The sequence below is a fragment of the Arthrobacter sp. EM1 genome (assembly GCF_029964055.1).
GTDB lineage: Bacteria > Actinomycetota > Actinomycetes > Actinomycetales > Micrococcaceae > Arthrobacter.
Genome location: NZ_CP124836.1, coordinates 3,337,406 through 3,361,091 on the forward strand (window position 1 = coordinate 3,337,406; position 23,686 = coordinate 3,361,091).

The window sequence follows — 23,686 nt, forward strand, 5'->3', positions numbered from 1 at the left end:
GATCCAGTCTGCCAGCAGTTGCCCCAAGCAAACAAAGCCGGGACTACGCCGGCCGAAGAAGCCGTTATTCGCGGATCCGGACAGCCGATTCGCGCAGGTACTGCTCGACCCGGGTGTAAGCGTCGCGGGTCAAGGCTTTCCAGAGGGCGATCGCCAGGCGCGGGTCGGCGGATTCCAGCTCGGCGATCGCTTCCGCGCTGAGCACCATCACGGTCACCGGCCCGACCGCGCGGACAGTGGTTTCCTGCCGGTTGCCGCTGCCCAGCGCCAGTTCGCCGAAGGTCATGCCGGCGCTGAGGGTATTGAGTTTGACCCGCTCCGCCGTGGGCCCCGGAGACGTGCTGCTGACCCGTCCGGAAGTGATGAAGTAGACCCCGCCGAAGCGCAGTCCAACGCGGCGAATCACGTCACCGTCTTCGAAGGCTTTCGGCGTCATTAGGGCTTCCAGCGCCGCGGCGTCCGCCTCGTCCAGCGGGGCCAAAGCCGGCGATGCGGTGACCGGAACGTGGTCCGGCAGCAGCAGGTGGCTTCCGTGTCGCTCGAGCAGGCGGTTTTCGGAGTATTCGACGGCGGCGCTTCGGGTCGCGAAAGACGGCAACAGTTGCTGGTCCAATGGCCCCAGAGCCTCGGCGAGGGAGCCGTCTGACTCGATCAGTACCAGTTCCCGGCCGGCGTCGGCCATCCCTTGCCGGATCCTGGCCAGCATCCGAACGGCGACCTCGCTGATCTGGTCGGTGCGGCGGACATCCAGAACCACCAGGTCCACCTCGTCCGGCAGGCTGCTGAGCTCCCGGGCTGTGGACTCAGTTCCGGCAAAAAGAAGGTCGCCGTTGACTTCGATCACACGCGCGCGGTAGCCGTGCTCCCGGAGGACGTCGGCAGCCTCGTCGTTTCGGCGGATGCCCGAGGGCGTTTCGGTCACGTCGTACGCGGCGAGGATGGCTGACCGGCCCGTTCGGGCCGCTCGGACAAAATGCAGTTCCATGTCCCGGGAGAGGCGCTGGGCGGTGGCCAGGCCCCGGACGCTGCTGCCATGCTCATCCAGCGGCGGCGAGTAGACCGCGAGACCCACCTGACCTGGAAGCACTGCGATGATCCCGCCGGCCACCCCGCTCTTTCCCGGCATCCCCACGCTGCTGATCCACGCGCCGGCGTCGTCGTACATGCCGGAGGTCATCATGACCGACAGCACGCGTTCCACCGGGCCGATCTCCAGCACCTGCTTTCCGCTGAGCGGGTTCCGGCCGCCGTTGGCGAGCGTGGCGGCCATGATCGAGAGATCGAAGCAGTTCACCAGGACGGAGCACTGGCGGAAATAGTCTTCCAGCACGGGCGCCGGGTCATCCTCAATAATGTTGAAGGAGCGCAACAGGTACGCAAGGGCCGTGTTCCGGTGGCCGTGCTTGAGCTCGGATTCGAAGACCTTTTCGCTGACCGAGAGCGGGCGGCCGGCGAAGGCGGAGTAGGTGCTCAGGATCCGCTTGAAACCGGATTGCCCGCCAGAGCCCCTGATCAGCGACGTGGCGGTGAGGGCGCCGGCATTGATCATGGCGTTGGCTGGCCGGCCCGTCCCCTCGGCGAGGGAGATCTCATTGAACGAGTCGCCAGAAGGCTCCACGTCCACTTTGGCGTCCACAGCCTCGTTGCCGAGGTCTTCCAGCGCCAGGCCGTAGGTGAAGGGCTTGGAGATGGACTGGATGGTGAATTCCTCGCGGGTGTCCCCAATTTCGTACACCGTGCCGTCCACTGTGGCGAGGGCAATGCCGAAGTTGTCCGGGTCCACGTTGGCCATGGCGGGAATGGTGCTGTAGGGCTTGCCGTCCTTGAGCAGCGCGATCTCGGCGTGGATCTGGCGTAAGTAGCTGTCGACAGGCGATTCCATAAGGCCAACTTTAGGTGTTGCGGGGGTCCCCGGCTTGCTTCCCCTCACGCAGGATCCAGTGGTGCCGGTCCAGGCCGCCGACGATCTTCTCGCCGATCCGTGCGAGGTCGGCAACGTCTTCCTCGGTCAGGGCGTCCAGGAACAGCGAACGGACGGCTTGGACATGCGCCGGAGCGAGCTCTTGGATGGTACCCATTCCTGCCTCAGTGAGATGCGCAGTCGTCACCCGGGCGTCACCGGGGTGTGGACGGCGCTCCACCCAGCCACGGCTTTGCAGTTTGGTGACCACATGCGAGAGCCGCGACAGTGATGCGCTGGTGCGCGCGGCGAGTTCACTCATGGGAAGAAACCGGCCGTCAGCCTCGGAGAGCATCGCGAGGACGTGGTAGTCAAAGAGGGAAATCTTGCGCGCGTGGTGAAGCTGCGTGTCCAAGGCTGCCGGAAGCAGTGTGTTGATGCTCACTTGGGCCAGCCAGGCCCGTCGTTCGTCGGCATTCAGCCAGCGCGGTTCAGTCATGGATACAGTGTAGGAGCAAGGAAGCTTGACGGTTCAACTTCGTAGGATTCCGGGCCGGCAGGATCACGCTTCGGCGCGCACACGAGACGGTAGGCTGACGCTATGTATGTAGTCTCGCTGACCTATAAGGTCCCCGAAGAGATCGTTGACTTCCATCTTCCGGCGCACGTTATGTGGCTGCAGGATGCCTTCGACGAGGGCATTTTCCTGGTCGCGGGGCGGAAGATTCCGCGCACGGGCGCCCTGTTGCTCTCCGCTGCGGACCGCGGCGCCCTCGATGCCTCGCTGGCGAGGGACCCGTTCTACGTCAACGGAGTCGCTGAATTCGACGTCGAGGAGTTCCACGCCAGCCGGGTGGCGCCGGGCTACGAGAACCTGCTGGACAGCTGACACCCGCGGCCCGGCCAAGGACGGTCGTTCAGCCCCCGGGGATCTTGGCGGTCAGCTTTTTCAGGCCGGCCTTTGGCGGGACCCTCACCGGCGCAGGCCAGCGCGGCCTGAGTTCATCGCCGAGCGTGACTCCCCGCAGTTTGCGCCTGAACAGCGGCAGGACCCAGTCATGGACCCAGCGGCGCTGGCGGCGTTCCCAGTCCCGGAGACCGAGCTTCGCCGGCGGAGCCCACTCCTTGGGCTTGACCTGGTGCGGAACTCCAAGGTGGTCCAGGACCTGGCCGGCGAGGTACTTGTGGCCCGCCTTGGACATGTGCAGCCGGTCTGAATCCCACATCCGCGGATCGTAAAACGCCTCAAAGCACCAGTAATCGACCAAAACGGCCTCGTATCGCGCCGCCACCTCGCGGACCCGCTGGTTATAGACCGCGTTGCGCCTCTTGAACGGTTCCAGCAGGGCCGAGACGCGAACATCGAAACCGGTGAACAGCACCACAGTGGCCCCGCTGGCTGCCAGTTTGGCGACCAGGAACTCGTAGTCCTTCATCAGTGCGTTGATATCCGTTCCGATATCCAGCACGTCGTTCCCGCCGCCGTACAAGGTAATCAGCGTCGGTTCCATGCCAAGCGCGGCGTCCAGCTGCTCCGTGATGATGTGCCGCAGCCTTTTGCTGCGGATGGCAAGGTTGGCGTACTCCCACCCCGGATCCGCCCTGGCCAGCTGCTCCGCCACCCGGTCCGCCCAGCCGCGAACCCCGTTGGGCAGCCGGGGGTTATAGTCCCCTACCCCCTCGGTGAAGGAATCCCCCAGGGCAACATAGACCCGCCGCCCACCGGCGTCGGGGGATAGAAGGTTTTCGGCCATGGCGCCACGGTAGCCAACCCAACGGGCCGGCAGGGGACAACAAGGTAAACGGCAGGGGCTCTCCGGATTAGAGCTCGGCCTTGCCCTGCCGCCAGTACCCCATAAACGACACCTGCTTCCGGTCGATCCCGACGTCCCGCACCAGGTACCGGCGCAGCTCCTTGACTGTCCCGGCTTCACCGGCGATCCAGGCATAGAACGGCATCGCCCCCGCGGGCTTGGCCGGGTTCCTGCTGGCGCTGATCGCCGCGGCATCCATCCGTGCGGGCGTTTCCCACAGAATGTCCCGGTCCACGTTGACATCCTCGGGCTCGGGGCCGGCAGCAGGCTCACGGGAGGACTCAAGCCAGACCCAGCCGGGGAGGGTGACGGCGGCCCGGACCGCCTCCTGCAGCAATTCGCCGCGCGGACGCGAGCGGCCGATCGCCGCCCCGCGCGCAAGCCAGGTGATCTCGACGTCGGCGGCTGTCGTGATGACCTGGAAGTCCCCGGCCTCCGGAACCTCGAGAATCGCGTGCCCGCTAACGTCCGGCGGCAGGCTCTCCAGAATGGCGCTGATGGCAGGCACTGCCGTCTCGTCTCCTGCCAGCAGGACCCGCTGGGCCAGGCCCGGCCGCCATTCGATCCCGGAGTAGGTTTCCGCGGTGACGCAGTGCGCAGCCCGGTTGTTTGGTCCGATCACGGTCAGGGTGTCCCCCGGCTTGGCGTTCAGCGCCCAGTTGGCCGCCGGTCCTCCGTGCCCGGCGTCGTCAAAGTGCAGGACAAAGTCGACGTCGATTTCCGGATAGACGGCATCCAAGCGTTCTTTCCGGACGGTGTAGGTGCGCATGGAGCCGCGGGTCGCAGGATCCATGGCCAGCCACGCGCGGTACCAGCCGGCCTGCTCCATCCGGAACTCCGGCAGCGGCAACGCGGTGCCATCCGCGTCAAACGACGGAATCATAAGTTTGACGCGCAGGTCCAGTGTGCTGCCATGGACGCCAAAGTCCCGCAGCGAATAGCCGCCCAACGTGACCCGCCGGAAGTTGGGCCCGAGTTGCTGGACCGCCGTGACCTGGACTTCGAAGGCAAGGGCTATGGGTTCGGTGGCGCGTGGGGTCTTGAGGTCGGCCCGGTTGCGGGCCGGGGTGGGGTTCATTGCAGTCACGGGACCAGCTCCGGGGTTGTAGTGTGCGGGAAACTGGCATGGTGGCGGCCCAGCGGGATGATCAGGGGAGCGCCGGACACCGGGTCCGGGAGCACCCTGGACGCCAGGCCGAACACCTCGCGCACCAGTTCCTCGGTGACCACCGCCCGGGCGGCGCCTTCGGCCACGATCCGTCCGTCCTTCATGGCGATGATGTGGTCCGCGTACCGTGCGGCGAGGTTGAGGTCGTGCAGCACGATCGCCACGGTTGTTCCGCGCCGGCGGTTGAGGTCCGTGATGAGGTCCAGGACCTCCAGCTGGTGGGTGAGGTCCAGGTACGTGGTGGGCTCATCCAGCAAGAGCACTTCGGTTTCCTGGGCCAGGGCCATCGCGATCCACACCCGCTGCCGCTGCCCGCCGGAAAGTTCGTCCACGTTGCGCCCGGCGAGTTCCAGCGTTTCAGTGGCGGCCATCGCCTGTTGCACGGCGCGCTTGTCATCCACCGAGCCCGCGGTCGCCCCGGACCGGAAGAATCCCTGGTGCGGATAGCGGCCGCGGCCCACGAGGTCCCGGACGGTGATGCCCGCCGGTGCTGTCGGGTGCTGTGGAAGCAGCCCCAAGGTGCGCGCCACCTCGCGGGCGCGGCGGCGGTGGATGTCCCGCCCGTCCAGGGTGACCGTTCCGGCCGCGGGTTTGAGCAGCCGGGCCAGGCCGCGGAGCAGGGTGGATTTTCCGCAGGCGTTGGCGCCGACAATCATGGTCACCCTGCCCTCGGGGATTTCCGTGCTGAGTCCCTCGATCACGGTCCGATGATCGTATTTCAGCGTCAGGCCGGAGGTCTGAAGAGTTGCCATCTCAGGCATCCTTTCGGTTGGAGGTGACAAGCAGCCAGAGCAGGAACGGGGCACCCAGGGCACCGGTCACCACCCCGACGGGCAGGACGGTGCCGCCCAGCAGCAGCGGTGCCATGTTGGTGGCGAAGTAGTCAGCGGCCAGGACGATCACCACACCGGTCAGGGCCGAGGCCGGCAGGCTCGCCGCGCGGACGAACCGGCGCGAGATTGGTCCGGCGAGGAAGGCGACGAACGCCACCGGCCCGGCGGCTGCAGTGGCCGCTGCCGCGAGTGCGACGGCGACCACTACAACCGCCAGCCGGACCGCCCCCACCCGGACACCGAGGCCGGCGGCGGAATCCTCGCCCAGTTCGAGGATGCGCAGCGGACCGGCGAGGAACCCGACGCCAGGAACCAGGACGATCAGTGCGAGGCCGAGGACTCCGGCCCGGTCCCAGTTCGCGGAGTTGAGGGAGCCGTTGAGCCAAATCAGGACGTCGGCGGCGGTGCGGATGTCCGCTCTGGTCATGAGGAAACTGACCATGGCGTGAAGGGCTGCGGCGATACCCGCTCCCGCCAGGATCAGCCGGCCCCCCGCGGCGTCCCCCCGGCGTCCGCCGGAACCGAGGGATCCGCTGCGGGAGATGGCGTAGATAAGGACGGCCACACCCAGCGCCCCGGCGAATGCGGCGCCCGAGACGGCGGCACCGGATGCGCCGAAGACCACAATGGCCGCCACAGCCGCGGCGCTGGCTCCGTAGCTGATGCCAATAACGTCAGGGCTGGCCAGGGGATTGCGGAGCATGGTCTGGAACAGCGCGCCGGAGAGTCCGAAGGCCGCGCCGACCAGCGTCCCCACAACGGCCCGCGGCAGCTTGTGCTCCATCACGATGAAACTGGCGCCGGGGATCTTCTCGCCGCCAATGAGGTGCGCGCCCAGGATCCTGACGAAGTCGGGGATGGTGACGGTGTAGCTGCCAAGCAGCACGTTGGCTGCGAAGAGCACCGCGACGGCCAAGGCCAGGCCGGTGGTCCGGCCGGGCACACTCCCGCGAGTTGGCAGATATGGCCAATGTTTGTGCGGATCATTGCCGCGAAGTGCCAACTCGGCGGCGGATTCCCTCATAGTCCCGCCCCTTTGCCGCGTCTTACCAGCCAGACGAACACCGGCGCGCCGACGAGCGCGGTCATGATCCCTGCGGGGACTTCGCCCGGAAGCAGGATCACGCGGCCGATCACGTCGGCGACCAGCAGCAGCGCCGGGGCCAGGACCAGGGAAAAGGGCAGGATCCAACGGTAGTCGGGACCGGTGAGGAAGCGGACAGCGTGCGGAATGACAAGACCCACGAAGCCAATCGGGCCGGCCAGTGCCGTGGCAGCGCCGCAGAGCAGGACGATGCCGAGGGCCGTGATGCCGCGGGTCAGCCCAACACGCTGGCCCAGGCCGCGGGCGAGGTCGTCGCCGAGGGCCAGATTGTTGAGGATCCGGCCCGCGGAGAGCACAATCGCGGCACCCAGCAGCAGGAACGGCAGGGCCGTGAGGACAAGGGACCAGTCGCGCCCGGCGATCCCGCCAACCTGCCAGAACCTGAAGCGGTCCAGGGTGTCCCGGCTGGAGACCAGGATGACGTTCATGAGCGAGAAAAGTCCCGCGCTCAGGGCCGCGCCGGCAAGGGCGAGCTTCACCGGCGTCGCGCCGCCCCTGCCGAGTGCGGCGATCAGATAGACCATCACGGCGGCACCCGCCGCGCCAAGGAACGCGAACCAGATATATCCAGCCAGAGAGGAGACACCGAAGACGTAGATTCCCGTGACGACGGCCAACGCAGCGCCGGCATTGATGCCGAGGATCCCCGGGTCCGCCAGCGGGTTGCGGGCCACTCCCTGCATTGCCGCCCCGGCGAGTCCGAGGGCGCTGCCGGCCAGCAACCCGAGTGCGGTCCGCGGAACCCGGGCGAGCACCACTGCGTGGTCACCGCTGGCCGGATCGGATTGGGTCATTGCCTGCCAGACGGTCTCAAGGGTCAGGCCGCGGGCCCCGATGCCGAGCGACGCCGCGGCCACGAGCACCAGCACGCCGACGGCGGCCAGCAACCAGAGCGCCTGCGGGCCCCGGACGGTCCGGTCCGGAGCCGTAAGTATCTCCGGGGCGGGCCGGGCGGCGGTGCTGGCCGCCGTCGTCGTAAGTGGGCTCATGGAACGCTGCCTACTTCACCGGGGCAGCGGCTTTGCCGGCTGCCGTCGCCAGCTGCGGCAGGAAGGTGTCGAGGGCCCAGGGCAGGCTCAGCGGAGATGACGCGGAGATGGACAGCGTTAGCGTGTTATCCGAGTCCGCGACCAGGGCACCGCTCTTGATGGCCGGGATCTGGCCGAGCAACGGGTCAGTTTTGATCGATTCGGCGGTTTGCGCGTCCGGGACCCAGGTCACAAAAAGGTCGGACGTGAGTTCGTTGGCTTTCTCCGCGGACCACGGGATGAAGAACTCCTTGGAACCCTGGGTATTGTCCGCCACCACGGGGGCCAGCTTCATGCCGATCTCGCTGAGGAATCGGGGGCGGTTGTCGTTGGCGGTGTAGACGTTGACGCCGTCGCCATTGGCCGGCTCCAGGTTGCCGTAGATGAAGCTCTTGCCGGCCAGCTGCGGGTATTGGGCGGCCTTGGCCTGGATGGTGGCCTCGGTGTCGGCGATGAGCTCAGCGGCTTCCGCCTCCTTGCCGAGCGCCTTGCCGATGATGGCCGTGGAATCCTGCCACGAGGTGCCGTAAGCGACCTCCGGCTGGGCCACGACGGGCGCTATCTCGCTGAGCTTCTTGTAGTCCTCCGCGGTCAGGCCCGAGTAGGCGCCGAGGATAACGTCCGGGTTGAGCTTGGCGATCTCGGTGAAGTTGATGCCGTCCGCCTCGGAGTACTGCGCGGGAGCCTTCGCCGAGCCGAACCCGGCGCCGAGCTTGTTCAGCGCCGCGTCCTTCCACGGCGTGGACCCCTGGGCGTTGCCGCCCCATTCGTTCTTGGGCACTCCTGCCGGGACTACGCCGAGGGCCAGGGCGACGTCGTCGTTGACCCAGGAAACCGTGACGACGCGCTGCGGCTGTTCCTTGATGGTGGTCTCGCCGAAGGCGTGCTTGATGGTCAACGGGAAAGCGGCGCCGGCCGACTGTGCGGGGGCCTCCGCTGTTGTGGCGGCTGGTCCGGTGGAGCACCCGGTCAGGACCAAGCCGACGGCGGCCAGGAGCACGGCTGTCGCGCGGAGGGGGCGGCCGATGGTACGGCTGATGGTAGCCGGGAAGACTGCGAAAGCCACGGAACTCCTTAGGTAAGTGAAGTGAACCTAAGTAAGGCTAGCCTATCTTTAAATTAATTACGCAAGGTTTGCATAACTTAATTACCCTGATGTGGGTTCCGGCTGGAGCGGGGCTCGAAAACTGGACAGGAATCCGGGTGTTTGCGAGGATGGGCCGCACGGGTGAATCGGCACCGGTGCCAAAACTATTGGCTGCGATCTATCAGGGAAGTGAGCATGGGCATCCACATGATGACTGTTGCCACGGTTGGCGGGGTGGCCGCTCTGGCCTGCTACGCGCCCGCACAGTCGCCAGCCCTTCCCCGACAATCGGGTACCGCTGCGGTCTGATACCGCGGCAGCCCCGGTTCAAACCGGAGTCGCAGGCTGGCAAACGCCTGCCTGCCTTCCGTCCCGGCGCACCTTGGCCGGACCGGACCACCCGACTCCGAAAGTTTCCAACATGCAAAAAATCACTGCGCAGCAGATCCGCTCGTCCTTTATCAACGCAAGCCGGTCGGAAGCCTCGAAACTCAATCTGCCCCGGAACTTCGATGCCCTCGACTGGGAGAGCCTCGACTTTCTGGGCTGGCGCGACGGGAAGATGCCGCTGCGTGGCTATCTGGTGCTGCCCGGCCCTCAGGGTCCCGCCGGAATCATGTTTCGCGCCCCCGAAGGCGGGCCCAAGAAGAACCGATCAGTGCTGTGCGAGCTGTGCCGCGACATCTTCTCCAAGGACGATGTCCTGCTGTGGGTGGCCAAGCGGGCCGGGCAGTCCGGCCGCAACGGAAACACCGTGGGCACGCTGATCTGCGCCGAATTCGGATGCTGCCGCAACGTGCGGGTTGAACCTCCGGCCAATGAAATCAACCCGGACCCGGCCGCCGTCGTGCTGCGGCAGATAGGCGGGCTGGCGGCACGCACCGCCCAGTTCCTGGAGCGGGTCCAGGAAGCGTAGCACCGGCACGGGCACTGTGCCGTCAGCGCAGGACGATGTCCACAGGGTTTGCCTCGGAGCGCCACTTACCCTCGGAACCAGGGCCCGGGGCAATCACCGGCGCCGTCAGCACACCGGAACGGTTAGTGCGTTTGTCCCGCAGGATCTCGGTGACCGAGCCGAGGTGCCGGGACAGGTCGATCACGTTTTCCGGGGCGGCCAGGAGCAGCTGGAAGCCGAATTCATGTAGCGCCTTGATGCCGGCGCCCGCAAATTCCTCCGAGGCGAGCACAAAGGCTTCGTCCATCATCACCGTGCCGTAGGTGGTGAAGCCCTGCTCGGCGATGCCCAGCTGGTAACTCAGCGCCGCTGCCATAATGAACGCGGTGAAGCGTTGCCGCTCGCCGCCGGACATCGAGCCGGTGTCCGCGTGCATAAAGACCTCGGTCTTCACTGCGCGGTTCTTACCGCTGCCCTTCGCCGCACGCGGGCCTTGGATCTCGCGGTGCTCCTTGCACTGGATAAAAAGGTGGCCCCTGACGTCCAGCACCTCGGCACGCCAGCGCCGGTCCTCGGGGGTCTGCGAACCCAGCCGCTTCACAAGCGTTTCGAGCGACTTGTAGCGGCTGGTGAGCTCAACGTCGTCGTCCGGCTCGCCGGGCGTGCCGGCGGCAGGCGCGGCTGCCTTGCCCGGGCGGCTGTGCCGGACCTTGAGCGCGTTCTGGATCGCGTCTTTGAACTGCTTCGCCGTGGCCGGCAGGGTCTGCTTGATATCGAGTTCCAGGAAGCTGCCTTCGTGGAAGTTCACCTCGGAGAGGATGCCGTTCAGCGGCAGGATCCGGCTCGTGATGGAGCGGCGCTCCTCATCCAGCAGGTGCAGCAGGGTGCTGAAGGACTCATGCGTGCGCTGGTTGAAGAACTGCCGGAACTCGGCTTCCTGCGCGGGCAGTCCGTCGCTGACAATAGCGTGATAGCGGGCCTCGAACTCCCCCGCGGCCCCGATCGCGGTGCCGTGGTCCACGGAGATCGCGGTTCCCCATTCGCGGACAAAGCCCTCGAAGATCCGGGTGAGCCGCTCCGAGGTCCCCTGCCCCCGGGATTCGGCAGCGTGGAGCTCTCCGAGCAAGCGGGTCCGGACCTGGTTGGCAAGGTGGTCCAGCTCATGCATCTCCAGGACATCGCCGGCATCGGTGAAGTACGGTTCCAGCGCCGTGACAGTGGCCTCCGACGGCGGCGACTGAGCCAGCCGCTCCCGCGCGGCATCCAGCAGCGAATCGGCGCGGGAAAGTTGCGCGTCGACAGCCTTGTATTCGCTTTGCAGCACGGCCGCGGCCTCGGTGCTGGACTGGTGCTTGTGCCGGGCCGCCTCGATGTTGGCGCGCAGCGGTTCCAGGTCCGCCTGCGCGGCGAGGGCGTCCTTGAGCCGCTGCTCGATCCGGGCAAGTTCGTCCGCCGCGACAACTGCCGAGACCTGCTCCCAGGGGCGGTGGTCCTCGGTGACGCGGCGCAGGGCCTCGAGCTGCCGGTTCATCCCCTGGTGCGATTCTTCCCGGCTTTGCGCGAGCTCTGCGGCCTTGGCCAGTTCCTGCTGCAGGTCCTGGACCTGTGCGGCCACGAGCTCCAGTTTGGCGGCGTTGTCGAAGCCGAGGACATAGTCCTGCCGGGATGCGAAGCGGTCGTCCTTTTCCACGGTGTGGCGGTTGCGCTTTACCACCCCGCCCAGGCTCAGGCCCTTGTCCAGGCGGGCAAGTTCGTCCGGGTCCTCAACACACGGGTAGGCGAAATCGAGGGCGATCCGTTCCCGGATCCACTCGCCCGCGTCCGCTGCCGCACCCACGGCCAGGATGTCCAGCTTGGTGAGCAGATCGCCGTCGGCCGCGTCCTCGACGGCCAGCGCGCCGCCGGCAAGGGGCTTGGAGACGTCGACCGCGCGCACCGCACCGCGGACGGCATGGTCGTTGAGGTAGCGGGTGACGGCGGCGAAGTGCTCACCGGGAACCAGCAGCGTTGTGGCCAGACTGCGCAGCGCGCGTTCGGCGGCCGGGCGCCACCGTTCCTGTCCCTCGGTGAGGTCGATCAGTTCGCCGCCGAACGGCATCTGCTCCTCGGGAACGCCCGTGGCGGCCGCGATCGCGCTGCGGTTTTCAATGCTCGACGGCGGCAGCAGGGACTTGCGAGTCTTGAGTGACACCAGTTCCTGCTGGGCCGCGGCGAGTTCCCGCTTCCTGGCGGCGTGGCCGTCGAACGCCTCGAAGCGCAGTTCCTTCAGTATTTCGGCGTCCCCCGTCAGCTCGGCGGAACGCGCGGCGGCGTGTTGGTGGGCCTGCTCCCAGCCGGCCGCAGTCCACTGAAGTTCCAGTCCGGCCTCGGACAGCGTCTTGCGGGCTGATTCCTCCACCTGCTGGCGCAGTTTGAGCCCCACCCGGGCGTTGTCGAGCGACTGCTCAATCGCGGAGATTGCGTTGCCGCCCTGGTTGTTGTAATCCACTTCAAGCTGGCGCAACTCTTTGGCCAGGCCGTCCCGGATGCCGCGTTCGGCGCCGAGATCCCTGGCTTTCGCCTGGGCCAGGTCCTTGAACCGGACGAGGGTCTTCTCGTGCACGGTGACGGCCAACTGCTGCCGGTACGACTCGAATTCTTCGCCGGCGAGCTCCCGCAGCCGGTGGGCGTCGAGCAGGGACTGGGCATACTCCTTATTGAGGCCGGGGACCGGGGCCAGCTGGTCGCGCTGTTGCCGGACATCCTCAAGCCGCTGCCGGATGGACATCAGGTTGCTGAATTCCTCCACCACGTCATCCGACGCGGCGAGGGTAGCGGGTGCGTCCAAGACCTGGTCACGGAAAAAAGTGTTAACGCTGCCGCCGAGGCCCTTGCCGGCCTGGATGACGCGCAGCAGGGGCAGGGCCTGGTCCGAATTGATCCCAAGCAGGCGCCGGAAGCGTTCCGCAAAGGCCTTGTGCACATCGAAAACCTGGGCGTCGGGGAAGATCACATCCAGCGCCGACTTGGTGAAGCGTTTCTCCGCGATACCCTCGATGGCCGTCAGGTCCAACGGTCTGTTGTCGATCAAGTAGAACCTGCCGACGCTGGACTCCGTGCCGTTTTGGGGCAGGTCGAACAGCGCCGACACCGTCACCCGGGTGCCCGCTGCGTTGTCGAATGTCAGGGCGACGGCGGACCAGGTGGCACCGGGTCGCTGGAAAGCACTGGCCGAGCCCTCCCCGACAGCTTTGTCACCCACCTTGCCGCGCATGTACGTGAACGTGGTGCGCTTGTCTTCGACGGCGCCCCCCGCCCGCTGGGCAGCGGCTTCGTTGGAGCGCGGCCTGGCATCAAAGACCCTGAGCATCGCATCGAACAGCGTGGACTTGCCGACGCCGGAATTGCCGGTCAGCAGCGTGCCGTTGCGGTCAACATGCATGGTGTGGGCGCCATGGAAGGTGCCCCAGTTCACCACCTGGACGAGGGCGAGGCGCATCTGGCCCGGGTTGGTGAGGTCCCCCATCGGCAGCATGGTCGCGATGCTCACTTGGCTTCCTCCGAGTCTTTGGTCATGCCCTTGTGGTCGCCTTCCGCGGCGCCACCGGACACATGCTCTGCATGCTCGCTCGTTCCTCGCTTAGACGCATGCTGCCGCATGTCCCCGGCGCCACCGCTGCTGTCAGTAACCGGATCGACGGCATCGCCGTCGTCCGAGTCATCCTCCCCCGGGCCTACCGCGTCGCCGTCGAACTCCAGCAGCGGCTCCGTGCCGGACGGGTCGGTGCTGGCGGCGACCAGGGCGTCGATTTGGGCCGGGATGTCGCCGATGTTCTCGAACGGGAGGGCCAGCGGGAGGGCGTTGGAGATCGTGTAAACCTCGTCCAGGCCGGTGGCCAGGAGGAGCTGGCGGGCCAGGAGTTTGGTGATGGCGCGGGTGACGACGTCGGAATCGCGCAGCGCGTCCTGCTGGCCGGCGGGCTGGTAGTGGGCCACCAGGTCGGCGATTTCCTCGCGCGTGATAGTAGGGTCGGTCTGGGCCGTGACATGGCGGTCCAGGAGCAGGCGCAGGCGCAGCAGGACGATGGTTTCGATGCGGCTGAGGGCCCGCTGCTGGCGCAGGATACTGGAGCGGGTGCTGCCGCCGATCGCTTCGGGGTCCACCGGCCGCAGCACGGCCACTTTTCGTTCGTGGTCCAGCTGAAGCGTCAGGAACAGTTCGGAGAGCCGGCTGCGCAGGATCAGCTGGTTGTCCAGCAGTGTGGTCCAGAGCTTCTCGTCCCGGCCGCCGTCGATGTACGGGCCCTTAAGGAGTTTCACCAGCGCCTGGCGGACCTTCATCGGAAGCACTCCGGTGTCCCCCGGAAAGAGCGCAGCGCCGTCGACGAAGGTGTCACGCGGGGTGACGGCGAAGGGATCTGCGGACACGTGCCGGGCGGGCTGCCCCGCCTGCCCCGCCGGTTCCGCCGGTTCCGCCGGCCTCGCCGGTTCCGCCGTCGTGTTTTCTTCAGTCATCTTCAATCCTTCTTGAGCGTGACGACCGGCAGGTACGCGGTGCGCGTGGAGCCGTCGATCTGTTCGAAGTCGAGAGTGTCCCAGGCCCCGCGGTCAAAGCCGGCGCCCACGTGCAGGGCGTGGGAGAGCAGGGCACGGATGGAGTTGATGTGGCGTTCCGCAGCCGGGAGCTGCTCCCAGGCCTCGGCCAGGGTGGAAGCGCCGTTGAACGCGGCGCGGATAGCCCCGGGGCTCGCTTTCGAAGTCCGCGGCGAGCGCACACGGTCCGAGTCGCTGAAGGCGATCGGGTCCGCCAACTTTGGCGGGGCCGCGAACTCGTCCGGGTCAAAGAGCTTGATCATGGCGAGGGATTCGAAGCCGGCGTTGAACAGCGCCGGGCCGGGGACCAGGCCGGGGCGTTCACGTTCGTACGGCAGCGAGCGGATGGCCTGCTCGGCCTCCCGGAGGACCTTGCGGAGCCGGACGGACTGGCGGAAATCGTCACTCTGGACATAGGTGTTAAGGCTTTCGCTGAGCTTGCCGTAGATCCGCTGGATCTGGCTGTGCTGGCTGCGCAGTTCGGCCACCAGGTTCTTCAGCGTCTCGCGCTCGTCCTGGCTGAGGTCGTCTGCGAACTGACGGCTAAGCACCTCCCCGATCGCCGAACGGAACCGCAGTTGTTGCTGCGGGTCCTCCAGGAACGCCGTGAAGGACCGGAACGTCCTGCCCTCCGGGCTCTGCCGAAGGCGCTTGTCCGCCGCCAGCACCTGCGCCATCGTGGCGCCCTTGCTGAGGGACTCCTCAATGATCTGGTTGCGGAGCTCGCCCACCAGCTCCTCAATACGGTCACGCATCTTCTTGTAGTCCGCGGGCAGGCTGGCTGCGAGGTCCAGGATGTTTCCCGCGGCTTCCACTGCCTCCTCGTCGTCCAGCAGTCCATCGAAGCCGCCCGAGCTGATGTCCTCGATGAGCTGGCGCCGCTCGCCGATCTCGTCCTCGAGGGACTCCAGCCGGGCGCTCTGATCCGGGTTCGTCTCGTTGGCGAGCTTTTCGACGTCGCCCAGCAGCGTACCGAGGCGGGAACCGTTGAGCGTGGAGCGTTCGCTTGAGAGGCTGTCAAGGAAGGCGAGGACGCGGGCCGCGGGTTCGGTGACCTCATACACGATCTGCCCTGACTGGTTCCGCCGGGTCAGGAAGTTCTTGCGGGTCCACTCATCGCCGAACGTCTTGCCGTTTGCGGTACCGCCGAGCCCCGGATCCTGGCGGCGGAGCTGCTCGAGGAAAGCGTCGACGTCGGCGTGGAACTGTTCCAGCGGGAGCTGCGGCCTGGTGCGGGTAAAGGAGGCCTGCAGCACGGCGATCACCCACGGTGCCGAACGGGTCAAGGCCCAGGCTGGCCCTTTGGTAAGCAGTTCGAGGTCCCGCAACCTGGCGCTTATTGCGTCGGCGGAGGACAGTGCTGAGCGGGTCATGCACTCTCCTTCAGCTGCCGCGGGACCTGGATCGGGCAGCGGATACGGAAAAACTGCCAGCTACAAGGTTAACGCAGGCCCCGGATTGCATCCATCGTGATGCGGGATCGTCTGGGGGCAGTAGATCTGCACGTCCGGACGGGCGGGCCGGAGCAAACCGTGCGGTGACCGCAACCGCTCCGTGACCTACGCCCCGGTAGCATTTCGATCCCGTATCAAGAACTCCGGCACGCGCGCCGGACTCTGGCGGGTCTCCCGCCCGAACCCTACGCTCGGGCTACTGATTCAGCCGATGCAAGGGTGCAGGGGGAAACATGCAGTTCGACCTCAACGCAGTGGAAACGGCAACGCTGGTGTTCATCGGAACGCTCGTATTTGCCCTGGTAATCACGGTGTTTATGATGATGGCGTCATTCGCGGCCCTGGTGCTGGTGGGGGTCGGCCGGCTCGCCTGGTTCATCGCAGGGACTCTCCTGCTGGGTCTTGTGCGAGGCATCAACCATGCCTGGGACCTGCTGGTTCATCATGCCTCCCGGGTAGAGCTGCCGGGCGACTTCGCCTCAGACATTGCCGCAGAAATGATGGGCCAACCGGCCCCTAGTACCGGGACCTACCCGCGGGTAGTATTGCGTGACAGCTGAAGGGTCCTCCACCCACGGCGGATCCAGGGCTCAAGCCGGTACCCCGGTTAGAGGAGATGCCCGATGAGCTCCGCCGTTGAAAATCCAGCCACTGGCAAACCAGCCGCCACGCCCGCCTCGGAAGCCACAGCTCCACCTGCGGCGCTCGGTCCGGACGCTACTGCGGCCGACGCGCGGGCCATCAGCGAGGCTGCCCGTGAGTCCAGTTGGGACCGGCCCAGTTTCGCCAAGGGCCTGTACCTCGGCAGCTTTGACCTCAGCCTGATCCACCCGTGGCCGGAAGCCCCCGCGGACGACGTCGAACGCGGCGAAGAGTTCCTGGCCCGCCTAACCGAGTACTGCCGCACGATGTCCGGGCGCACCATCGAGCGCGACGCGCTGATTCCGGATGCGTACCTGAAGGGCCTCGCCGACCTCGGTGTTTTCGGCATGAAAATTCCCCGCGACTACGGCGGGCTTGGCCTCTCCCTGGTCTACTACGGACGGGCACTGGCGCTGCTGGGTTCCGTCCACCCCAGCCTCGGCGCCCTGCTCTCGGCGCACCAGTCGATTGGCGTCCCCGAGCCGGTGAAGGTATTCGGCACGCCGGCACAGAAACAGGAGTATCTGCCGCGCTGCGCCGCCGGCGCCGTGACCGCCTTCTTGCTGACCGAGCCCGATGTTGGCAGCGACCCCGCCCGGATGGGCAGCACCGCAGTCCCTTCCGACGACGGCGAGTCCTACCTCCTGGACGGCGTCAAGCTCTGGACTACCAACGGGGTGATCGCCGAACTCGTGGTGGTCATGGCGGTGGTTCCCTCACGGACCGGTGCTGACGGCACGGTGCACAACGGCGGAATCAGCGCCTTCGTTGTTGAGATGGATTCCCCCGGCATCACAGTGGAAAACCGCAATGCCTTTATGGGGTTGCGCGGAATTGAGAACGGCGTCACCCGCTTCCACCGGGTCCGGGTGCCGGCAGCCAACCGGCTCGGCCGCGAAGGACAGGGCCTCAAGATCGCCCTCACCACGCTCAACACCGGCCGGCTCGCACTTCCAGCGCTCTGCGTCGCCTCCGGGCGGTGGAGCTTGAAAATCGCCCGCGAGTGGTCCAACGCCCGCACCCAGTGGGGTCGCCCGGTGGGCCAGCACGAGGCCGTGGGCAAAAAGATCGCCTTCATTGCAGCCAGCGCCTTTGCCCTCGACGCGGTTTTTGAGCTTTCCGCCGAAATGGCCGACGCCGGGCAGAAGGACGTCCGGATCGAGGCGGCCCTGGCCAAACTGTGGTCCACCGAGATCAGCTGCCGGATCGCCGATGAACTGGTGCAAATCCGCGGCGGCCGCGGTTTCGAAACAGCGGACTCGCTCGAGGCCCGCGGCGAACGCGCCGTACCTGCCGAACAGCAGCTCCGGGATCTGCGCATCAACCGCATTTTCGAGGGATCCTCAGAGATCATGAAACTGCTGATCGCCCGCGAAGCCGTCGACGCGCACCTGACCGCGGCCGGAGATCTCGCCTCCGCGGAAGCCAGCCTCTCCGACAAGGCCCGGGCCGCCGTCGGGGCCTCCGGCTTTTACGCGAAATGGCTGCCCAAACTGGTCGCCGGGGCCGGCATGGACCCGCGGTCCTACAGCGACTTCGGCAGGCTCGCGAAGCAACTTCGCTTCATCGAGCGGACATCGCGGCGGCTGGCCCGGCAAACCTTCTACGGGATGGGCCGGTGGCAGGCCAAGCTTGAACACAAACAGGCTTTCCTGGGCCGGATTGTGGACATCGGGGCTGAACTGTTCGCTATGGCCGCGGCCTGCTCCCGGGCGGAAATGCTGCTGCGGACCTCCCCGGAGAAGGGCGCGTCCGCTTACGATCTTGCCGAGGCATTCTGTGAGCAGGCCCGGGTGCGGGTTGATGAATACTTCGACCAGCTTTGGCGGAACACCGACGAGACCGACCACGCGCTTTCCCGCACGGTTCTGGCCGGCGATCACCAATGGTTGGAGGCCGGCGTCCTTGACCAGTCCGAAGGGACCGGACCGTGGATTGCCGACGCCAGTGCGCGCGCGTCGGTGAAACCGAATCTGCACCGAAAGTACCGCTGACAGGAGACGTCACCCAACGAGCAATAGTAAGCATCCTTGCTACCATGTTCTGGCCGTGATTAGCTGGTGGTGAGGCCTGCACGCCGGCCTCCGCCTGGCGGTGCCCGGCTCAAAAAATGAGTCCGGGTCATTCAGTGAAAGTGAGCAGTCCTCATGAGCAACCCAGCAGGCCCCGATGATCGCACTCCCCGACGCGCCCGTGACGAGGACACGCCCGGCAGCCAGAACGCCGGGATCCACGACGCCCGCCAGGATGCCGACCGCCACAACACCGTCCGCACCAACGACACCCAGGCCATCCCGACCGGCACCGAACCAGCCCGCAGCCGGCCCGTCACTGCCGTGCGCCACGACGCGACGGGGCATGAGACTGTGCTCGACGATGTCCCCACCCGCGAAACCGTGGTGGCCCGCGAAAAGGAGCAGTTCGGCGGCATCAAGATTGGTTCAGCATTCTTCGGCTGGCTGGCCGCCACCGGAATGGCCGTCCTGCTGACGGCACTGGTCGCGGCTGCCGGCACCGCCGTTGGCCTCGCCACTAATACGGACGTCAACGCTGCAGTCACCGCGGGCAACGAAACGATGGGGCTTGTCGGCATCATCGCCGTGCTGGTCATCTTGTTTGTGTCGTATTTCTCCGGCGGCTACGTCGCTGGCCGGATGGCACGTTTTAGCGGCGCAAAACAAGGATTTATGGTGTGGGTCTGGGCCCTCATCGCCGCGGTTGTCGTCGCCATTCTCGGCATCGTGGCGGGACAGCGGTACAACATCCTGGCCCAGCTCAACAGCTTCCCGCGCATCCCGGTCAACGAGGGCGAACTGACCGCCACCAGCGCCATCGCCGCAGTTGTGGTGGCCGCCGTGGCCCTTGTCGGCGCCGTCCTGGGCGGAACCGCCGGCATGCACTTCCACCGCAAAGTGGATCGCGCCGGGTTCACCCCGGTGGAACCGGTCGAGGAACGCTAGGCAGGCAATTTCGCCGGCACCTGCAAGCCGGTCATTCAGCCGAACTCGACGGCGTCAACGTAATACCAGCGGCGGTCGACCCGGACGAAGCGGCTGGTCTCATGGTGAACGCCGCGTCCGCCGTGGTGACGGAAATGGGCCTTGAACTCCACGATGCCCTCGGAGTCCAGCGGGCCACCGCGCCGGGTGGCGACGATGTCCAGCCGCCGCCACTGCAATCCATGATCCAGGTCCAATGCGGCCGGCCTGCTGTCCGGGTGCCAAGTCCGCAGCAGATAGCCCGCATCCAGCAGCACAAAAGCGCTATACCGGGAGCGCATCAGCTGTTCGGCCGTCGATGCCTGCGCCGCGCCGCTGTGGAACCTGCCGCAACAGAGACCGTACTGCTCCCCCGAGAGGCACGGGCAGTTGTCCGTGAACGGGGCCGGACCGGGTTGGCCGGATCCGGGAGGGGCGGTGTCTGGGGGCGTCACAGTTTGTCCTTTCCAGGTTGCCGGACGACGCCGGCGAGGCTCCTTCCGACTATAGACGCAGGCCCGATGGTGCTGGCCGGGCCGGGTCCGTAACAGCTTCGACACGTCTTGGCGAAGACACCGCCTGCCTGCGTGTCCGGCAGAGAAAGTACGTATGGTTAAGGGGTGCCGTTGCCCGCAGCGCAGAGCGGGACGCGCCGCCGCAAGGCCAGCAAGGAGAGGTGAAATGGGAGATCCGACAACCATCGCCCTCAATCTGACGTTCTTCGGGACCTTGGCCGTTGCCTTTGTGATGACCTTCGGTCTCTTCCTGGCCTTTGTTGCCACGCTGGTGATTGCAGGCCTCGGCCGGCTGATCGCCGTGACCGTTATGGCCTTGGGACGCGCGCTCTTCAGTGCAGCAGGCAGAACCGCCGAACCGGTCGAGCACACCGGTCCGGTTCGCGCCGCCGTAACCATCCAGCATCGTCCGGCCCACCCTTCCGAGCCCGCCCAAGCGGCCGGGCCGGTAAGGACGGAACCTGCCCTATCAGCGGGCTGGGCTGACGCCGTCGCGCAGGCCGACGCCAGCGCAGCTGCCCGCGCCAAGGCGAAGATCGCGCCGGCCGTTAAGGTCACGGTCCGCGAACTGCCGGACCCGGCGGTCCCGGCATGTGACGTGCTTGCCGTAGCTCCGCTGGTAGAGTCCGCCACCGACCGGAACGGCCAGCTTGGGAGCGTCCCGGCCGCGTTCAAAAAGATCCCACTGCCTGCGCCTCAGTCGCTGCTGGACACTGGTTCGCTCGCTTCCGTTTCCGGGCGGCCTCCGCTGAAGCCGTTGCGCGCGTCCGTTTCCCGGCAGCCGAACGCCCGACCATCCGGGACCCAGTCCCAGAAGCGCAAGGCAAGCTAGGGCCTTACCCCCGGAAGCTAAGTCGGCTACGTTGGAACCCATGGAATTCAGATACCTCGGGAACAGCGGCTTCAAGATTTCGGAAATCACCTTTGGCAACTGGCTTACCCACGGTTCGCAGGTAGAGAACGAGGTCGCAACCCAGTGCGTACGGGCCGCACTCGACGCCGGCATCAGCACCTTCGACACGGCAGATGTCTACGCCAATACCGCCGCGGAGACCGTGCTGGGCAAGGCCCTCCAAGGCGAGCGGCGCGAGTCGCTGGAAATCTTCACCAAAGTCTTCGGCCCAACCGGCCCCAAGGGCCACAACGATCTTGGCTTGTCCCGCAAGCACATTATGGAGGGCATCAACGGCTCCCTTTCGCGGCTGCAGACGGACTACGTGGACCTCTACCAGGCACACCGCTTCGACTACGAAACCCCGCTGGAAGAGACGATGCAGGCGTTCGCGGATATCGTGCGGCAAGGCAAGGCCCTCTACATCGGCGTCAGCGAATGGACCGCCAACCAGATCCGCGACGGCCATGCCCTCGCCCAGGAACTGGGTTTCCAGCTGATTTCCAACCAGCCGCAATACTCCATGCTGTGGCGGGTCATCGAGGCCGAGGTGGTTCCGACGTCCGAGGAACTTGGTCTCTCGCAGATCGTTTGGTCACCGATGGCGCAGGGTGTGCTGAGCGGGAAATACCACCCGGGCAAACCCGCGCCGGAGGGCAGCCGGGCGACGGATTCCAAGGGCGGCTCGAAGATGATCGAGCGCTGGATGTCCAACGAGGTCCTCACCGGCGTGCAGCAACTCAAACCAATCGCTGACGAGGCCGGCCTGACCATGGCCCAACTGAGTATTGCCTGGGTCCTGCAGAACAAAAACGTGGCCTCGGCCATTATGGGCGCATCCCGGCCGGAGCAGATCGAGAAGAACGTCGCGGCCGCGGGCGTGCAGCTGGATGCCGGGATCATGGCCAAGATTGACGCCGCGATCGGCTCTCTCGCCGAGCGCGACCCGGCGCAGACCAAGTCGCCGGCGTCCCGGGAGGCCTAGGCCCGTGACGTGTACGCCCACGCTCGCCGTCACTGGTTCCACCGGGCACCTCGGCGGCATGGTGGCCCGCCACCTGGCCGACGCCGGCACCCCGCAACGACTGCTCGTCCGTGACCCCAGCAGGGCCCCGCAGCTGGAACGCGCCGACGCCGCCGTCGTGACCTACGCCAACCCGGCGCTGGCAAAAGCGGCACTTGCGGGGGTGGAGACGCTTTTTATGGTCTCCGCCGCCGAGGCCGAAGACCGGATGCAGCAGCACTTCACCTTCGTGGACGCGGCTGCCGCAGCCGGTGTGCAGCACATCGTCTACACCTCGTTCTTCGGCGCGGCGGCTGATTGCGCCTTCACTCTCGGCCGGGACCATTTCGCCACTGAGGAACACATCAGGGCTTCCGGGATGGACTACACCTTCCTGCGGGACAACTTCTACCTCGATTTCCTGCCCTTGCTGGCGGGCGAGGACGGCGTGATCCGCGGACCCGCCGGGGACGGTTCCATGGCGGCCGTTGCCCGGGCGGATATTGCCCGCTCCGCCGTGACCGTGCTCCGGGACCCGTCCCTGCACATCAGCAGAACCTACGACCTCACCGGACCTGAGGACCTCTCCTTGGCCTCGGCCGCGGCACTTCTCACCGCCGGGACCGGCCGGACCATCACGTTCCACAACGAGAGCCTGGATGAGGCGTACGCCTCGCGCGCCTCCTACGGGGCTCCGGCGTGGCAGGTGGACGCCTGGGTGAGCACCTACACGGCAATCGTCACCGGTGAACTGGCCGGGCCGACGTCGGCCGTCCACGAACTCACCGGCCGCGAACCTTTGGGCCTGGCGCAGTTCCTGGCCGAGTCGCACGCGATCTAAGCTGCGGGACTGGGCCGGTGTTGACGCCGCACCCGGTCCTGCCGCGCCACTGACGCCTCCGGCGCAATCCAGCCACTGGAACAGTCCTGGAACTACCAGGGGATGGGCAATAACGTGGTGCAACGGATCAAGGTGACGGTCCAGTAGCAGGCCGTCCCCGGTTTAGTCCCACGTGGCACTGCCCCAATAGTCTTCGATCGCGACTGCTGAAATGCTGACAGTGTCCCCGGAGACGACCACCGCCTTATTTGGGGCCATAAAGCAGGCAAGGTTTCCGACGTCGGCAGGCGTTGCGGTGCGGTTCAGGTGGGCGGTCCTACCCCGCAGCAGCCCCCTTGCGGCACCTCGTTATTCAGCAGGCCCGCCGGCGTCCCGGAAGGCCCTGGGCCCGGCCGTTTCGACGGTTCGCTGAACACTCGACGCAGCACAACAGCAAAACCGCAGGAAACCGCCGCAGCTGCGGTTATGCTCAGCGTGACAAACATAAATCGTCGCTGTCAACGGCGCTACTTTGGGGGAAATTGTGAAGAACTTGTTTGACCTGTCATTTACTCGTTTTATCTCGCCATCCATCGCCAAGATCGTCTACATCCTGATCATGATCGCCTTAGGCGTGATGTACCTGGTTTTTGTTATCGCAGCGTTTAGCAGCCGCAGCCCCGTTTTGGGTCTGCTCGTTCTCTTGGTGATCGGGCCCCTGTTCGTCATCATTTACCTCGCGCTGGCAAGAATCGGCCTCGAATCCCTCGTAGCCGGTATCCGCACCGCGGAAAACACCGCAGAGCTGGTCCGGCTCCAGGGCGGAACGCCCGCCGCAGGAACCCACGGCGGGCTCCCTGCCGGGCCCAACTCGCCGCCGGTGTGGAATGCGCCGACCTCCCAGTCACCCGGAACGCAGCAGTACCCCGCCGGATACCGGACGCCGGAACAGCCGCCAGGGCAGTAGGGCCGGCATCTGG

At 66.4% G+C, this 23,686-nt stretch carries 21 protein-coding genes and 1 pseudogene; 10 read left to right on the forward strand and 12 right to left on the reverse strand.

The genetic code is table 11. The features are described from left to right. Positions 1-64: 64 nt before the first annotated feature. Positions 65-1,882, reverse strand: a complete 1,818-nt coding sequence (glsA, locus tag QI450_RS15425; protein WP_226774135.1) for a glutaminase A — start codon at positions 1,880-1,882, stop codon at positions 65-67. 10 nt (positions 1,883-1,892) lie between these two features. Then, positions 1,893-2,399, reverse strand: a complete 507-nt coding sequence (locus QI450_RS15430; protein WP_226774136.1) for a MarR family transcriptional regulator — start codon at positions 2,397-2,399, stop codon at positions 1,893-1,895. A 102-nt stretch (positions 2,400-2,501) separates the two neighbouring features. Here QI450_RS15430 and QI450_RS15435 point away from each other — a divergent pair, with 102 nt between their 5' ends. Further along, on the forward strand, positions 2,502-2,789 hold the full coding sequence (locus tag QI450_RS15435) for a YciI family protein (RefSeq protein WP_226774137.1): 288 nt from the start codon (positions 2,502-2,504) through the stop codon (positions 2,787-2,789). A 28-nt stretch (positions 2,790-2,817) separates the two neighbouring features. On the opposite strand, the gene QI450_RS15440 is transcribed toward QI450_RS15435, so the two are convergent. The 6 genes from QI450_RS15440 to QI450_RS15465 all read right to left on the reverse strand — a co-directional run bounded on the left by QI450_RS15440 (position 2,818) and on the right by QI450_RS15465 (position 8,887). Then, entirely contained in the window at positions 2,818-3,654 is an 837-nt protein-coding gene (locus QI450_RS15440; RefSeq protein WP_226774138.1) for an SGNH/GDSL hydrolase family protein, read from the reverse strand. A gap of 67 nt (positions 3,655-3,721) precedes the next feature. Further along, entirely contained in the window at positions 3,722-4,792 is a 1,071-nt protein-coding gene (locus QI450_RS15445) for a siderophore-interacting protein (protein WP_226774170.1), read from the reverse strand. Between the two features lie 5 nt (positions 4,793-4,797). Continuing rightward, the gene (locus QI450_RS15450; protein WP_226774139.1) at positions 4,798-5,634 is read right to left on the reverse strand and encodes an ABC transporter ATP-binding protein; all 837 of its coding nucleotides are present in this window, start codon (positions 5,632-5,634) and stop codon (positions 4,798-4,800) included. A 1-nt stretch (position 5,635) separates the two neighbouring features. After that, on the reverse strand, positions 5,636-6,739 hold the full coding sequence (locus QI450_RS15455) for an iron ABC transporter permease (RefSeq protein ID WP_226774140.1): 1,104 nt from the start codon (positions 6,737-6,739) through the stop codon (positions 5,636-5,638). Further along, positions 6,736-7,809: an iron chelate uptake ABC transporter family permease subunit gene (locus tag QI450_RS15460; protein WP_226774141.1), complete on the reverse strand. Its 1,074-nt coding sequence runs from the start codon at positions 7,807-7,809 to the stop codon at positions 6,736-6,738. Before QI450_RS15460 ends, QI450_RS15455 begins: the two co-directional genes overlap by 4 nt. A 10-nt stretch (positions 7,810-7,819) precedes the next feature. Next, positions 7,820-8,887: an iron-siderophore ABC transporter substrate-binding protein gene (locus tag QI450_RS15465; RefSeq protein WP_226774171.1), complete on the reverse strand. Its 1,068-nt coding sequence runs from the start codon at positions 8,885-8,887 to the stop codon at positions 7,820-7,822. 469 nt (positions 8,888-9,356) lie between these two features. Here QI450_RS15465 and QI450_RS15470 point away from each other — a divergent pair, with 469 nt between their 5' ends. Further along, positions 9,357-9,851, forward strand: a complete 495-nt coding sequence (locus QI450_RS15470) for an FBP domain-containing protein (protein ID WP_226774142.1) — start codon at positions 9,357-9,359, stop codon at positions 9,849-9,851. Positions 9,852-9,873: 22 nt separating this feature from the next. Here the strand turns inward: QI450_RS15470 and QI450_RS15475 are convergent, their stop codons facing one another. The 3 genes from QI450_RS15475 to QI450_RS15485 are packed head-to-tail and all read right to left on the reverse strand — an operon-like array spanning position 9,874 to position 15,775. Beyond that, entirely contained in the window at positions 9,874-13,359 is a 3,486-nt protein-coding gene (locus tag QI450_RS15475) for an ATP-binding protein (RefSeq protein WP_226774143.1), read from the reverse strand. Next, on the reverse strand, positions 13,356-14,324 hold the full coding sequence (locus tag QI450_RS15480) for a DUF4194 domain-containing protein (RefSeq protein ID WP_226774144.1): 969 nt from the start codon (positions 14,322-14,324) through the stop codon (positions 13,356-13,358). Before QI450_RS15480 ends, QI450_RS15475 begins: the two co-directional genes overlap by 4 nt. 2 nt (positions 14,325-14,326) lie before the next feature. Next, positions 14,327-15,775, reverse strand: a complete 1,449-nt coding sequence (locus QI450_RS15485) for a DUF3375 family protein (RefSeq protein WP_226774145.1) — start codon at positions 15,773-15,775, stop codon at positions 14,327-14,329. A gap of 314 nt (positions 15,776-16,089) precedes the next feature. Here QI450_RS15485 and QI450_RS15490 point away from each other — a divergent pair, with 314 nt between their 5' ends. From QI450_RS15490 to QI450_RS15500, 3 genes are all read left to right on the forward strand, one after another. Further along, positions 16,090-16,416, forward strand: coding sequence for a hypothetical protein (locus QI450_RS15490; RefSeq protein WP_226774146.1), 327 nt, complete (start codon positions 16,090-16,092; stop codon positions 16,414-16,416). Positions 16,417-16,479: 63 nt separating this feature from the next. Then, positions 16,480-18,492: an acyl-CoA dehydrogenase family protein gene (locus QI450_RS15495; protein ID WP_226774147.1), complete on the forward strand. Its 2,013-nt coding sequence runs from the start codon at positions 16,480-16,482 to the stop codon at positions 18,490-18,492. 153 nt (positions 18,493-18,645) lie between these two features. Further along, positions 18,646-19,458, forward strand: a complete 813-nt coding sequence (locus QI450_RS15500; RefSeq protein WP_226774148.1) for a TIGR04086 family membrane protein — start codon at positions 18,646-18,648, stop codon at positions 19,456-19,458. A 35-nt stretch (positions 19,459-19,493) separates the two neighbouring features. Here the strand turns inward: QI450_RS15500 and QI450_RS15505 are convergent, their stop codons facing one another. Continuing rightward, positions 19,494-19,931 carry a YchJ family protein gene (locus QI450_RS15505; RefSeq protein ID WP_226774149.1) on the reverse strand — a complete coding sequence of 146 codons (438 nt, stop codon included), beginning with the start codon at positions 19,929-19,931 and terminating at the stop codon, positions 19,494-19,496. Between the two features lie 226 nt (positions 19,932-20,157). Between QI450_RS15505 and QI450_RS15510 the strand changes: the two genes are divergently transcribed. From QI450_RS15510 to QI450_RS15530, 5 genes and pseudogenes are all read left to right on the forward strand, one after another. Continuing rightward, on the forward strand, positions 20,158-20,823 hold the full coding sequence (locus QI450_RS15510) for a hypothetical protein (protein ID WP_226774150.1): 666 nt from the start codon (positions 20,158-20,160) through the stop codon (positions 20,821-20,823). 40 nt (positions 20,824-20,863) lie between these two features. Next, positions 20,864-21,868: an aldo/keto reductase family protein gene (locus QI450_RS15515; RefSeq protein ID WP_226774151.1), complete on the forward strand. Its 1,005-nt coding sequence runs from the start codon at positions 20,864-20,866 to the stop codon at positions 21,866-21,868. 4 nt (positions 21,869-21,872) lie between these two features. Then, complete coding sequence (locus tag QI450_RS15520) at positions 21,873-22,727, forward strand: SDR family oxidoreductase (protein ID WP_226774152.1); 855 nt, start codon at positions 21,873-21,875, stop codon at positions 22,725-22,727. 36 nt (positions 22,728-22,763) lie between these two features. Continuing rightward, positions 22,764-22,874, forward strand: a pseudogene (locus QI450_RS15525) (hypothetical protein); the annotation flags it as partial. A gap of 376 nt (positions 22,875-23,250) precedes the next feature. Further along, entirely contained in the window at positions 23,251-23,673 is a 423-nt protein-coding gene (locus QI450_RS15530) for a DUF4282 domain-containing protein (RefSeq protein WP_226774153.1), read from the forward strand. Positions 23,674-23,686: the final 13 nt, after the last annotated feature.

Excerpts from the sequence above, each read along its gene's own strand:
- glsA (WP_226774135.1), bottom strand. The coding sequence starts at position 1,882 with ATGGAATCGCCTGTCGACAGCTACTTACGCCAGATCCACGCCGAGATC.
- QI450_RS15430 (WP_226774136.1), bottom strand. The coding sequence starts at position 2,399 with ATGACTGAACCGCGCTGGCTGAATGCCGACGAACGACGGGCCTGGCTG.
- QI450_RS15435 (WP_226774137.1), top strand. The coding sequence starts at position 2,502 with ATGTATGTAGTCTCGCTGACCTATAAGGTCCCCGAAGAGATCGTTGAC.
- QI450_RS15440 (WP_226774138.1), bottom strand. The coding sequence starts at position 3,654 with ATGGCCGAAAACCTTCTATCCCCCGACGCCGGTGGGCGGCGGGTCTAT.
- QI450_RS15445 (WP_226774170.1), bottom strand. The coding sequence starts at position 4,792 with ATGAACCCCACCCCGGCCCGCAACCGGGCCGACCTCAAGACCCCACGC.
- QI450_RS15450 (WP_226774139.1), bottom strand. The coding sequence starts at position 5,634 with ATGGCAACTCTTCAGACCTCCGGCCTGACGCTGAAATACGATCATCGG.
- QI450_RS15455 (WP_226774140.1), bottom strand. The coding sequence starts at position 6,739 with ATGAGGGAATCCGCCGCCGAGTTGGCACTTCGCGGCAATGATCCGCAC.
- QI450_RS15460 (WP_226774141.1), bottom strand. The coding sequence starts at position 7,809 with ATGAGCCCACTTACGACGACGGCGGCCAGCACCGCCGCCCGGCCCGCC.
- QI450_RS15470 (WP_226774142.1), top strand. The coding sequence starts at position 9,357 with ATGCAAAAAATCACTGCGCAGCAGATCCGCTCGTCCTTTATCAACGCA.
- QI450_RS15480 (WP_226774144.1), bottom strand. The coding sequence starts at position 14,324 with ATGACTGAAGAAAACACGACGGCGGAACCGGCGAGGCCGGCGGAACCG.
- QI450_RS15485 (WP_226774145.1), bottom strand. The coding sequence starts at position 15,775 with ATGACCCGCTCAGCACTGTCCTCCGCCGACGCAATAAGCGCCAGGTTG.
- QI450_RS15490 (WP_226774146.1), top strand. The coding sequence starts at position 16,090 with ATGCAGTTCGACCTCAACGCAGTGGAAACGGCAACGCTGGTGTTCATC.
- QI450_RS15495 (WP_226774147.1), top strand. The coding sequence starts at position 16,480 with ATGAGCTCCGCCGTTGAAAATCCAGCCACTGGCAAACCAGCCGCCACG.
- QI450_RS15500 (WP_226774148.1), top strand. The coding sequence starts at position 18,646 with ATGAGCAACCCAGCAGGCCCCGATGATCGCACTCCCCGACGCGCCCGT.
- QI450_RS15510 (WP_226774150.1), top strand. The coding sequence starts at position 20,158 with ATGGGAGATCCGACAACCATCGCCCTCAATCTGACGTTCTTCGGGACC.
- QI450_RS15515 (WP_226774151.1), top strand. The coding sequence starts at position 20,864 with ATGGAATTCAGATACCTCGGGAACAGCGGCTTCAAGATTTCGGAAATC.